Source organism: Massilia sp. TWP1-3-3 (assembly GCF_049897805.1).
Taxonomy (GTDB): Bacteria; Pseudomonadota; Gammaproteobacteria; order Burkholderiales; family Burkholderiaceae_D; genus Telluria_A.
The window spans coordinates 64,333-77,097 of record NZ_JAFCWX010000009.1 but is presented as its reverse complement, the minus strand read 5'-3'; the positions used below and the strand labels follow the sequence as shown (position 1 = coordinate 77,097).

The window sequence follows — 12,765 nt, the reverse complement described above, 5'->3', positions numbered from 1 at the left end:
TGAAAGACCGATCGAAGTACATTTTAGAAAGACATCACAAAATGCATACCTCCGTGTTTTCACTGCGCACTTTGGTCGCTGTCGCGGCCCTGGCGCTGTCCGCCACGGCGTCCGCCGCAGGCCAGGACGCCCAAGCCGGCCAGACCGCGTTCAAGGATCCGGCCACCGGCAAGATGCGCAACCCGACCGCGGCTGAAGCGAAGCAACTGAACGACCTGCGCGCCGCCCACCGCGCCAGCGAGCTTGCCGCGCGCAAGGCCACCGGCGCGCCGCAGGCCAACGTCATTCGCCTGCAAAAAAACGGCATCCTCGCCGCCCACGTCGACGAAGAATCGATCTCGTATTCGGTCGTGCGGCGCAGCGCTGCAGGCGGCCTTGAAACCGATTGCGTCACCGGCGCCAGCGCCGCAGTGAGCACCATGTCGAGCCCAGTGACCAGGCAATCGAAGGAGCAGCACAATGATGTTCAATAAGCGCCCTCGCCTCACCCTGCTTGCCGCGGCACTGGCATGCTCGTTCGCCGCCGGCGCCGCCCAGGCAGCGGCCACGATTGTCATCAACAACGCCAACGCGGCCGGTGTCGGCTTTAACGACGCCACGCCCGCCACGCCAGTGGGCGGCAATACCGGCACCACGGTCGGCGCGCAGCGCCTGATCGCCTTTACCCACGCGGCGAATATCTGGGGCGCGACCGTCACCAGCGCCGTGCCCATCGTGATCAATGCGCAGTTCCGGCCGCTCACCTGTACCGCCACCGGCGCCGTACTGGGCAGCGCTGGCGCGACCCAGATTTTCGCCGACTTCCCCGGCGCGCCAAAGGCTGGCACCTTGTATTCGTACGCGCTGGCAAACAAGCTGTATGGTGCGGAAATCTCGGACGAGGTCGGTCCGCAAATCAACGCCAACTTCAATTCCGAACTGGGCAAGGAAAATTGCCTCACCGGTACCTCGTTTTACCTGGGCCTGGATGCCAACCACGGCAGCAACATCGACTTTGTCGCCACGCTGCTGCACGAAATGGGTCACGGCCTGGGCTTTCAGACCTTTACCAGCGGCCTGACGGGCAGCCAGTTGGCCGGTTACCCGTCGGTCTGGGACCACTTCCTGCTCGACAATACGACCAACAAACTGTGGGTCAACATGACCGCCGCCGAGCGCGTTGCATCGTCGCTCAAGCCGGCAGGCTTGTCCTGGACCGGCGCGCGCGTGACGGCGGCCGTGCCCAAGGTGCTGTCGGCCACACCGCAGCTGCGCCTGGTCGGCTATGGCGCCAAGCAGGCCGCCAGTCTGTATGCGGTGGGCGCGGCCGACTTTGGCCCGGCGATCGGCAGTGCGGCCGTCACGGGCGAAATCGCCAAAGTGGCCCTGCAGGCCGACAGCCCCGGTTCGGCTTGCACGCCTTTCAATCCAGCCAATACGGCCTCCGTGTACGGTAAAATTGCGCTGGTCAGCCGCGGCACTTGCGGCTTTACGATCAAGGTCAAGAACGCCCAGAATGCCGGTGCGATCGGTGTCATTGTTGCCGACAATGTCGCCGCTGAACTCAGTGGCCTAGGCGGCGCGGATCCCAGCATCAGCATTCCGGCGGTGCGCGTCACGCAAACTGACGGCGCCGCGATCGGCGCCAGTCTGAGCAAGCCCAACGGCGACACCTCCGGTACGGTCGGCAAGCTTGAACTGTCGAAAACGCTGATCGCCGGTACCGACTCTCAGCGGCGCATCACGATGTACACGCCGAACCCGTATGAGTCAGGCTCGTCGGTATCGCACTACAACACCTCGGCCCGGCGCAACCAATTGATGGAGCCGGCCATCAGCGCCGACCTGACCCATTCGCTGACGGTGCCGGTTGACCTGACGTTCGAGCTGCTCAAGGATATTGGCTGGTAATGCGCAAGCTGCTTGCCACCGCCGTATAACGAAACCGCCTGCTTGCAGGCGGTTTTTTTATGCCAGATCGTGGAGATTGTGGAGATTGTGGAGATTGTGGCGTCAAGCATGCGCCCCAACCCACCCATGCGCATTCCACGTCCCATCGAGCAGCGCAACAAATGCAGCGGCCGCGGGCAAGCCGTCACACACGAGCATGCAAGGCGCAATCTTGGGCGAGCCATCGGTCCACCACAAGCTGTGGCCATGCAGCGCGGCGCCGGCCACCGCTTTCACCAAGCCTGGTGAGGGCGTTGCCAACTGCTGATGCAATTGAAGCGCCGGATCGAGCGCAATCACGGTGCCGGCCTCGCTGCCGCCAGCCGCGTTGGCAGCACCGGATTGATCGGGCGGACCCAGGTTGCACAAGGCCGTGTCAAAAGCGTCAAGCGAAAACCCTTCGCCCAGGGACGACAGGGCCAGTTCTTCCAGGTCCTTGAACCAGTCGTCATGCAAACTCGCGCAGTCGAGCAGCGACTCCTGAGCGTCGATGCAGGCGGCCAGCGTCAGCGGAAAATGGCGCCCCACCCGGTCCACGCTGGGCATCATCAGCCCGACCCACGCGTTCTCGCCGCACACGCCGCGCGCCAGCGCAAAGCGCCATATCGGGCTGCTCAGCCAGGTGGCGACCCAGCGCTCGGCCAGCGTCTGCCGGCTTTGCTGCATGCCCGCCTGCAGCCAGCCATCCCAGCCCTGCTGGAACGAAGGCGCCAGGCGGCGCCCGACAAAGTCGCCATGGCTGGTGACTTTGCCGTAAAAGCCTGGCCGTGGATCCACCATGTCTACCATGCGCTCGGGCAGCGGAATTGTTCCAGGCCGTCGCGCCGGAATGGATTGATCACGCTGCTGGCGGTCAGGTCATAGACAATCTTGTGGCCGCCCAGGTCGAACGTCAGCTTGTAGCGCTCACCCTGGCCGGTCGGCGCCAGCACACCCTGGTCAAGCATGCGGAACCAGCCCCAGGCGCCGTCGCCGCGCAGCTCGGCGCCTTGCGCCGGCGTCGCCTCCAGCCGCACCAGGCCGCCGCCTTTGCCGCTTGGCAGCGTGATCGGCGTGGGCCGCGCCACCGCGCCGGCCGCATACACCACCGGCTGGCCGTCGATGTCGACGGTGACTTTGGTGAGCACGGGATCGGCGCTGACCGGGGTCAGGTCAAAGCGCAGGCCCGGCTGGCGCCCGCCGGCGGAAAAGAACATCTCGCGCAGGCGCGCGGCGCGCTGGAACTGGTTGAGCGTGTCTTGCGGGATGCCGATCGCCGCATCGCGCCACTTCCACTGGGGCCCGGACATGTCGACCTGGGTCGCCATGTTCTTGTTGAAGAAGTCCTCCATCACCCCGCCCGGCCCGAACAACTTGCCAAAGTCGTCCAGCGTCACATCCTTGGTGGCGCCGCGCACCAGCGGATAGCGCCCGCTGCTCGCTTCGCGGCAGAAGGTGGCGCCGGCGGCATCCCACAACGCTTTCAGGCGCGCGCGCTCGCTGCCCAGCGTGAGGCCGGCGCCGGCGCTGTCGATGGTCTGCATCATCTCGCCCAGCGGCGCCGGCTTGCCGTCGGCCTCGCGCTTGATACGCTGCAGCACTTCCGCAGGCGGGGGTGGCAGGCCGCCCTTGCGCGCGTTTTCGGCGGCGTCAAAATACACGGACGCTTCCTTGAGCATGGCGAGCATGGCGTCCAGCGGCGCCGGCATAGGGGCCCCAGGCGCGCCCACCAGCTTGTGCAGCGGCTCGAAATGCTGGTCGACCGGGTTGGTGGCGGCCGGCCCGGCGGCAGGCGCGGCGTCGGCGCCGAGCGCCGCTTCCAGCTTTTTGCGCGCGGCGGCCAGTTTGTTAAGTACCGCCTGGTCGAGCGCGGGCGCCTTGCCCGCTGCTGCGGCAAGCTTGGTTTCCCTAGCCGCGCCCTGCAAGAACAATCGCAGCGGCGAGTCGCCCGCCGCCAACGCATTGGTGATGCGCGCACCCTGGTCCAGGCTGGAAAACGGCAAGATGCGCACGTCGGCCAGCATCGCATCCCACTGCGCAATGTAGTCCGCGTAGTACAAGGCAAGCACGGCGGCGCGCATCTGGTCGCCGGTCACGGCGTCCAGCGCGCCCTGTGCTTCGCGCTTGTCGAGCACCCAGCTGTCCTGGGCGATGTCGAGCATGGCCTGGGGCGCTTCTTTTAACAATTCCTTGTAGCCGGCCACGCTGTACAGGCCGGGAATGCCGCGCGTGAGCGGCTCACCACTCTTGCGCGCCAAAACTTGCGTGGCGTCGCGGCCCACGGCACTGCTGACGCTAAACTCCGGCAGCTTGGCCGTTGCCACCTGGCGCTTCAGGCGGTTGTAGAGGCGCTGCGGCAGCGGCATCATCGCCAGCGTCATGCGCGTTTGCGCAATCAGCGCAGCGTCCAGCGGCGCCGGTTCTTCGCTGTCGGCGCCAGGCGCGAGCATGGCGCCCACGTGCAGCGCCAGCTGGTCGCGCTGCTCGGGTGTGGCATCAATCAGGTTGCGCGCCCAGTCGATCGCCAGCCAGGCTTGCACCGAATCGGGATCGAGATGGCCGCTCTGGCCGAGCATCAGGTACACGCGCAAGGCTTCGTACAAATATTCCTGGTTATTGGCGTCGCCGCGGCGCAGCACTTCTTCGAGCCGGCTCGTTACGCGCGGCAGCAGCGCGCTGCGCAGCAGGCGCCGGTAGGCGTTCTGGGCGCCATTGCCCAACTTGTCAGCCTGCGACAGCCCGAAGCGATTCATGACCGGCACGCCGGCATCGCGCTCGGCATATCCACCGGGCAGCTCGCGCGCGGCGTTCAGCAGCGGCAGCACGCCCACCACGCTGCCGTGCTGCGGCGCGGCCCCGGCCAGTTGCCCCAGCTGGTCGCTCTTGGCGGCCACTTGGGCCACGTACGCCTGGTTGCGAAAGTAGCTCACGCCAAGTCCGGTCGCCACCAACACCACCAGCAAGGCTACGCCTGCGCCCAGCGCCAGGCGCATCTGGCTGCGGCGCTTTTCAAAACGGCTGTCGGTGCCCGCCAGGCCCGCTTCCTTGAACATCAGCTCTTTGAGCAGTGCCGTAATGAAGTAGCTGCGCCCGCTGGCCGCGTTCGGCGGCAGCACCTTGCGGTCCAGTCCAAAGGCCGCCGCCAGCGACGCCATGACGCGGTCGATCGGGCTACCTTCCTGGGTGCCGCTGGTGAAGTACACGCCGCGCAGCAACGAAGCGCTCTCGAAGCGATTCGGCTCGAACACGGCCGTCAAAAAGCCGCCCAGCACGTCGCCAAGCGCGGCGAACTGCTGCGGGAAGCGGTACAGCAAGGCGCGCCGCTGCAGGTCGCGCTCCTGCTGCACGCGGTCAAGCACGCGCACCTGCAGGCGCTGCTCGAGCGCCAAAAAACGCTCGGGAAAACTGGCCAGCGCAGCGCTGGCCTGACCCTCAAGCGCCAGCGGGAACGTCATGCCCCAGACCTGGGCGCGCTCGTCGCGGCCAAGGTGATCGAAAAACTCCACGAAGCCGGCCAGCAGGTCACACTTGGTGACGGCTACGTATATCGGAAAGCTGCTGCCCAGGGTGTCGTGCAGCTCCTTGATGCGGGCGCGAATGGCCAGCGCCTGCGCCTGGCGCGCGGCCGGGCCTTGCTGCAGCAGGTCGGCCACGCTGAGCGCGACGATGATGCCGTTGACGGGGCGGCGCGGCCGGTGTTTCTTTAGCAGCCCCAAAAAGCCCTGCCAGCCGGCCTGGTCGACTTCAGCGTTGCTGTCCTGGGTCGTGTAGCGCCCTGCGGTATCGAGCAGCACGGCTTCATCGGTGAACCACCAGTCGCACTGGCGCGTGCCGCCCACCCCGCCAATGGCGCCGGGGCCCATCGCTTCGGCCAGCGGGAACTTCAATCCCGAATGGAGCAGCGTGGTGGTCTTGCCGCTGCCTGGCGCGCCGACAAACATATACCAGGGCAGCTGGTACAGGTACTGGCCGCCCCACTGCTTTTTGCCCGATGCCGATTTTTTCAACAGGCCCACGGCCTGCTGCATGCGCTGCGCCAGTGCGGCCTGTTCGGCCAGTGCCGCCTGCTGGGCCGGCGCGCCGGCGTTTGCCGGCGGCGCATCAAGCGGCGGCGCCAGGCTCGCCATCAGGCGCTTGTTGGCCAGGCGCGCGGCGACCACCTTCCAGGTAAAGTATCCAGCCCAAAGCGCGAGCAGCAGCACGATGATGAACCAGCGCACGCCGCTGGAGCCGAACGGCACCTTGCCGTCAAATACCAGCAGCGGCGCCTCGAACCAGATCACCAGCGCGAGCAGGAAAACGCCCGCCAGCGCCAGGACTGCCGGCTTGAACATCCAGGTAAATAGTTTTTTCATGGTTGCGCGCCGTGGCGGCCCGGGAAAAGGTAAGCGATCATGGCGCCGCCGGCGGCGCAAGGACAACGATGTCGACGCGCCGGTTGCGCGCGCGGTTCAGCGGCGAGACATTGGGTACCATCGGCTCGGTGTCGCCGCGCCCTTCGGCGCTAAAGCGCGCGCTCGTGACGGCGCGGTTGGCCAGTTCGACCATGACGCCTGCCGCGCGCGCCTTGGACAGGTCAAAGTTCGAGGGAAAGCGCGCCGACAGGCCCGGCTTAGTGTCGTCGGTGTGGCCGATCACGATGATCTTGCCGCGTTCGGTCTTGAGTGCGTCGCCGATGCGCGCCAGCAGCGGCGCGACCTTGTCCTGCACTTCGGCGCTGCCGGAACCGAACATGCCGTCGCCGCGCACGGTGATCACGCTGCGTTCGGCCGTCTCTTTGACGCTCACCAGGCCCTGCGCGACTTCGGGCGCGAGGAAGGTGGCAAATTTGGCCGGCGCGGGGGCGGCGGCGGCGGGGGTCACGGTTGGCGCCGGCACGGCTACGCGAATTTTAGACAGGCCCGCGTACACCGGGTCGGAAGCGCGGTTGAGCACCGTGCTGCCCACCAGTTGCAGCACCAGCAGCAGCGCGCAGGCGGCAGCGGCCATCACCCATACCGGCACGCCCGACAGCGGCGAGACCAGCCTGGACGCCTCGCCGCGCCAGTTCGGAGACAGGTCGGTCTCGCGCGGGCCGCGCTGGTCCTGGATCATTTTGAGCAGGCGTTCGCGCAGCGTGGCCAGCTGGGCCTGGCCCTGGTCGATCACGCGGTAGCGCCCTTCCAGGCCAAGCGAAAGGCACAGATACATCAGTTCGAGCAGGTCGATATTGGCGGCCACGTTCTGGCTTAGCTTTTGCAGGATCAGGAAAACTTTTTCGCCGCCCGACGCTTCGTTGTGAAAGGCGACCAGCAGGCTGCGCGAACCCCACACGCCGCTGCCCCAGGCGGTGCTGGAGATGGTTTCGTCGAGCAGCACGCACAGCACGTAGCGCGCTGCTGCGATGGTGTCGACGGCAATGCCGGCGGCGCGCGCTTGGTTCTCGAACGCCTTGATGGCCGTGGCCAGCTTTTCACGCAGCTGCTGCTGGTCGGGCGGCTGGGCCGTCATGCGCAGCGGGACCACCAGGTCGACCAGCCCATTGGCGGCGCGCACCAGGGGATTGACGCCGCTGCCCGGCAGCGTGGCCAGCGGCGCGGCGGACGCGCCCGCGTGGCCGGGATTGTAAGCCGGCGCGGGCGGCGCCGCACTGGCCGCGGCAGCGGCGCGCCGTCCGCCCGGCGTGGGCACCAGCATCGTCTTGTCGGGATCCTGGGGCGGATCCTGGCCCTCTGGGTTGCTCTCTGGGTTGCTCTCTCGATTGCTCACGCGGTGCTACCTCCTGATGGCCCAGAATTGCATCTGCAAGCCTGGAAAGTCCCCGGCTACATGCATCGCAACGCCGGCCGACTGATGGAGATGCTGGAAATACTCGCTCTTGCTGTCAAGTTCAAAGTAGGTGTAGCCGGCATAGAACGGCAGCTGGCGCGGCGCGACCGGCAGCGCGCGCATGCCAATGCCCGGCAGCTGCAGGTTGACCAGGTCGCGGATTTTTTCGATCGAACCGATCTTGACCTGCGACGGAAAAGCACCGCGCAGCGTCTCGGGCGGCATCTGCGCATTGACCGCCAACACAAACGTGGCCGAGCGCAGCAGCTCCTTGTCGGGCACCACCGCCACGCGGATGCCGAACTGGCGTTCCTCGAGCGGGATCGGGACCGCCTGCGAGTCCATCACCACCGACAGCGACTTGCGCAGGTCGGCGATTAAGGGCGCGAACGTCTCGCCCAGGTGGGTGTGGCGGTACGGCGGATAAGCGCTGCAGCGCTTGCCGGCATCGGTAAAGGTTGCCAGTTCGCCGGCCAAGCCAAGCATTGCGCGGTATAGCGTTTCGGGATGCACGCCGGTGGCCGCAGCCAGGTGAATGAACAGCGGCTCGGCGCGGTTGAGCAGTTGCAGCAGCAGGAAGTCGGCGATTTCGGCGGCGCCCGCAGCGCCCGGCTGCGACAGGCGGCTGGCCAGCACGTCGCCGCGCTGGTGCAACAGGCCCACCAGTTCGTCGGCGAAGCCCGCCAGGCGCGGCGCGGCCCGGAAATCGAGGCATGGCGCGCAATAGTCCGGGTCGAGCACTACGCGGTTGTCGGAGCGCCGTTCGATGATGCGCGCCACACCCACGGTGGCGTAGGCGTTGGCGACCTCGCTTTCGAGGGCCAGCCGCAGGCGCAGTTTGCCCACTTGCATCAGCGCGCTGTTGTCCAGGCCATTGCTGTCCCAGGCTTCGTATTCGTCGGCGCGGTGGCGCGCGAAGTGATCGGCACCGCTGTCGGCGCCGCCGTCAAAGCGTGTTTCGGGCACGCCGTGGCGGCGCAGCGGCAAGGCCAGCATCACCATCACGTTGCGGGCATCGGCCGGAATGTCCAGCGGCAGCGGGAGTTCATCTTCGGCCGGCAGCGCGAACGGGGTACCATCGGGCAGCACCGCGCTGCAAGCTTGCAAGGCAACCTTGCCCAGCGCCAGTTGCTGTTCGTCGATCTTGACGTCGATGAAACCCCAGCTGTACGGGCGCAAGCCGGCCACGCGCGCTTCGAGCTGGCTTTGCCAGTACCGGTCGTGCTGCTGCAAGTGTTGGGGCTGCAACAGCATGCCTTCCGACCACACTACCTTATTTTTCCACGCCATCGTGTCTCTTTCAGTTGAGTGCCGCTTTTTTAGCCTGGCGCAGGCGCGCGACCTGGTCTTCGTACGCTTCCGCGAATTTTTCGCCGAACAGGCGCTGCAGGTCGTCGTCGGCCTCGCGCGCGATTTCACCGTACAGCTCGACCAGGCGGTCCCACATCTTGGCCTTGCGGTTCGAGCTGAGCATCTTGTCCATCACCGTCGGCACGGCCAGGCGCGCCTCGATCTGGTCCGGGTCGAAGCGGTGCAGCACGGCTGCCAGCGCCGCGCGCATGCCGGCGATGACGGCCAGTTCGTGCGCGCGCAGGTCGTCAAAGGCGCCGGCCATCGCTTGCGATGGCGCCATGTAGCCGGCCATGGTGCCGGTCAGCATCTGGGTCAGCGCGCCCTCGGCGTTGGGAAAAAACTTGAGCGGATTGTTTTCGCGCACCGACAGGATCGTCACGTCCATCCGGCTTTCCTTCTTGGTCAGCGCGCGCGCCATGAGCACGTCGATGGTGCCGGCGGTCGCTTCGCGCAGCATGCTGCCTACGATCTCGGCCACTTCGGTAGCCGGACGGTGAAAGCGCAGTTCGGGCAAGCCCAGGCCGCGCAGCAGCGCTTGCAGGATTTCGCTGTCGGCGGCGCCCGTCGATGGCGCCGGCGCGGCGGCCGGCGGCGCGATCTCCATGGGCGGCGCGACGGGCGACGGCGCTGCGTCGGTCAGGCCGCCGAGGTCGAACGACGCCAGTTCGTCGGGCACGAATGCGGGGGCGGAGGTGGGCACGGGAGGCGGCGCATACACCGGCGGCGCCGGCTTGGCCAGCGGTGGCGCGAAAAAGTCGGCCAGCGGATCGTAATCGGCCGGGAAGGCAAAGCTGCCAGGCGCAGCCGGTGCTAGCGCCGGCGCGCTCGCAGGTACAGGCGGCGCTGCGGCAAACATCGCGGGCATGGAAAACGCAGCCAGTTCCGGCGACACATGGTCGCTCTCGGCCGCGTGACGCGGCACGTCGGCGCCATCGCCGAACAAATTCAGGCCCAGCGGATCGGCGCCGCCGACCTGGAAGCTGTCGCCCGGCCCCACGTCCAGGATGCTTGCGGCAGACAATGCGTCGAGCATGCCGATGGCCGGCGGGGGTGTCGAGGCCGACAGAATGCCGGATGCAGGGCGCGGCGTCAGCTCAAGCGGCGGCAGCTGAACCGGCGGCGGTGGCGGCGGCGGCACGAACAGGGGCAAGTCGGGATTGTTGAGTGGCGCCTGCGGCAAGTTCAGCGCGGCCATGCCCGCTTCAATCACGGCCATCAATTGATAGTCGCCGATAGTGACCCGGTCGCCGTGGGCGAGCGCGACTTCCTTGCCCTTGCCCAGCGGCCGGTCGTTGACCACGCTGGGATTGCTGCCCACGTCTTCAAGCATGAACACGCCGTCGCGCAAGGCGACCTTGGCGTGCACGCGCGAGATGTATTTGGAGGCGTCGTCGAGCACCAGCGCGTTGTCGGGTGCGCGCCCGATGGTGCCGCCGGCCTTGGCAAAGCCGACAGGGCCGGCGGGCGGCACGGGCTGATTGCGATACGTCAGGATTCGTAGGTACAACAGCATCGGATGAGATAGGTAAGGTTGCCTGCGGTCGCGCCACGATCGCAAAACGCGCCGCCAGCCGACCGAGTCAGATGATTATACTTTGCACAAACAATTAATTTACACAATAAAAATGTCTAACGGCATCAATTAATCTTGACCATCGCCCCTTCGACCGTCATGATCGCGCCCGCTTTTACTTCCATCATCGCGCCCGCCTTCAGCTTGGCGTTGGCGTCGGCGGAAATCTCGATTTCAGCCGACTTGATGGTGATTTTGGCGGCCTCGATCTTGATGCTGCTGCCGCCCACCTTGAGCAGTATCGAGGTGCCCGCTTCGATCACCAGCGTGCTGCCGATATCGACTTTCTGCTTGCCGGTAATGGCCGTTTCCTGGTCGGCGCCGATCGACACTGTCTGGTTGGCGCCGACATCGAGTTTCTGGTCAACCTTGATGGTGATGGTCTGGTTGTTGTCGACCTTGACGGTCTCGTCGTGCGTGACCGTGACGTTGCGGTCGTTGCCGACCTTGAGCGTCTGGTCATTACCGATGGTTTCGGCCTGGTCGTTCTTGATGTCGATGGTCTGGTCGCCCTTCTTGGCGACCTCGAAACCGACCTTGAGCGTGTCGTTGTTCTTGACGATCCGGTTGCAGTCGCGTTCCGCCTGGATGAAGATTTCTTCGGCGCCCTTCTTGTCTTCGAAGCGCAGTTCATTGAAGCCGCCGCCGCCCTTGCTGGTGTTGGTCTTGAAGGTCGCCTTGGTCTGCTCGGCCGGCAGCGCGTACGGCGGCATGGCGTCGGAATTGTAGACGCAGCCGGTCACCAAGGGGCGGTCCGGGTCGCCCTCGAGGAAACTGACGATCACTTCCATGCCGATGCGCGGCACGGCCATCGCCCCCCAGCCCTTGCCGGCCCAGGCTTGCGACACGCGCACCCAGCACGAACTGTTTTCATCTTCCTTGCCCAGCCGGTCCCAGTGGAACTGGACCTTGATGCGGCCATATTTGTCGGTCCAGATTTCTTCACCGGCCTTGCCGACCACCATCGCCGTTTGCGGCCCCTGCACGATCGGCTTGGTCACCGTGGCGCTCGGCCGGTACGGGTAGGCGTTGCCGATCGCGGTGAATTGGCACAGCACCGTAAACGGCTGCGCCTCTTCGCCGCTGCGGTACTGGCCGCCGCCGATTTCCAGGCGGGCGCTGGTGACCAGGTATTTGCGATTTTGCTCGTCGCGCGGATGGTCGGCCATCGCGAACACGCCGCCGGCAAACAGGCCGCGCGCATCGGTCTGCGCTTCAATCTGTTCGCACTGGCCGTGCAGGCGCTCGATGCGCGCCAGCGCGAGCGCCTTGCCAACGTCGGCATCGGTGTAGGCGCCGGGATAGTCGAACATCTCGAACGCCTCCTGTCGGTACAAGGCGGCGATGGTCCTGGTGGTCAACAGGCCGGCACTGTTGCTGGCGGCCGTTTTTTCAAAATCAAAGTCGTTGAGCACGTAGCTGCTGGATTGAATTTCGCCGCCGGCGGACCATTGGTAGATCGCCTCTTCTTCGAGTTCCCCCGGGTTTTTGTGGACCGCGTATTTGAGGCTGCCGTAGCCGGGAATGAGCTCATGGGCATTGTGCGAGTCGGCCAGCACCATGGTGTGGGCGTCGGCCGTATGGGTAAAGTAAAAATAGATGCCGGCGTCTTCGAGCAGGCGGCACACGAAATCGAAATCGCTCTCGCGGTACTGGACGCAATACGGCAGCACGGGATACTCGCCGCTGAGCGAGTCGAGCGACAGGCTGACCAGGCCGCCATACACGGCGCACACTTTCTTGACGATGTCGGTGACCTTTAAATCCTGGAAGATGCGGCAGTTCGCGCTCTTTTTGAGCAGCCACAACCAGGGATGGATGGTCGCTTCGTAGGTGGCGAATTCGCCGCTCCAGCCGGTGCTGCCAAAGCGCGTGACGATCCCGTGGAAGTGGCGCTCGCCCTCGCCCAGCCCGCCGAGCAGTTCGATGCTCATGGCCTTGCCGAGCACATCGGCGATCTTGATTTCGTTATCCTTGCTGAGCAATTGCACGCGAAACTCCGGCAGGCGGCCAAGCGCCTCGGTCGTGCTCATCGACTTGAACAGCAGCACGTCGGTTGCCAGTGCGGAAGTGACGGAAACTTGGCGGGCTAGTGGCATAGGAGTGTGCTGAAAGTGGAAGGG

General features: G+C 65.8%; 8 protein-coding genes. 2 read left to right on the top strand and 6 right to left on the bottom strand.

Annotation, left to right across the window (positions count from 1 at the left end; genetic code table 11):
- Nucleotides 1–41 precede the first annotated feature (41 nt).
- Entirely contained in the window at nucleotides 42–473 is a 432-nt protein-coding gene (locus ACP7D4_RS11020) for a post-PEP-CTERM-1 domain-containing protein (protein ID WP_426104363.1), read from the top strand.
- Nucleotides 460–1,890 (top strand): PA domain-containing protein, encoded by a 1,431-nt coding sequence (locus ACP7D4_RS11015; RefSeq protein ID WP_426209089.1) that lies wholly within the window; start codon nucleotides 460–462, stop codon nucleotides 1,888–1,890. Before ACP7D4_RS11020 ends, ACP7D4_RS11015 begins: the two co-directional genes overlap by 14 nt.
- 102 nt (nucleotides 1,891–1,992) lie before the next feature.
- On the opposite strand, the gene tagF is transcribed toward ACP7D4_RS11015, so the two are convergent.
- The 6 genes from tagF to ACP7D4_RS10985 all read right to left on the bottom strand — a co-directional run bounded on the left by tagF (nucleotide 1,993) and on the right by ACP7D4_RS10985 (nucleotide 12,741).
- Nucleotides 1,993–2,706, bottom strand: a complete 714-nt coding sequence (gene tagF, locus ACP7D4_RS11010; RefSeq protein WP_426209088.1) for a type VI secretion system-associated protein TagF — start codon at nucleotides 2,704–2,706, stop codon at nucleotides 1,993–1,995.
- Nucleotides 2,707–2,711: 5 nt separating this feature from the next.
- On the bottom strand, nucleotides 2,712–6,263 hold the full coding sequence (gene tssM, locus ACP7D4_RS11005; protein WP_426209087.1) for a type VI secretion system membrane subunit TssM: 3,552 nt from the start codon (nucleotides 6,261–6,263) through the stop codon (nucleotides 2,712–2,714).
- Nucleotides 6,264–6,300: 37 nt separating this feature from the next.
- Nucleotides 6,301–7,656, bottom strand: a complete 1,356-nt coding sequence (gene tssL, locus ACP7D4_RS11000; protein WP_426209086.1) for a type VI secretion system protein TssL, long form — start codon at nucleotides 7,654–7,656, stop codon at nucleotides 6,301–6,303.
- A gap of 6 nt (nucleotides 7,657–7,662) precedes the next feature.
- Nucleotides 7,663–9,006 (bottom strand): type VI secretion system baseplate subunit TssK, encoded by a 1,344-nt coding sequence (gene tssK / locus ACP7D4_RS10995; protein WP_426209085.1) that lies wholly within the window; start codon nucleotides 9,004–9,006, stop codon nucleotides 7,663–7,665.
- A gap of 10 nt (nucleotides 9,007–9,016) precedes the next feature.
- Nucleotides 9,017–10,582, bottom strand: coding sequence for a type VI secretion system-associated FHA domain protein TagH (gene tagH, locus ACP7D4_RS10990; RefSeq protein WP_426209083.1), 1,566 nt, complete (start codon nucleotides 10,580–10,582; stop codon nucleotides 9,017–9,019).
- A 125-nt stretch (nucleotides 10,583–10,707) separates the two neighbouring features.
- Nucleotides 10,708–12,741, bottom strand: coding sequence for a type VI secretion system Vgr family protein (locus ACP7D4_RS10985; RefSeq protein ID WP_426209081.1), 2,034 nt, complete (start codon nucleotides 12,739–12,741; stop codon nucleotides 10,708–10,710).
- Nucleotides 12,742–12,765 lie beyond the last annotated feature (24 nt).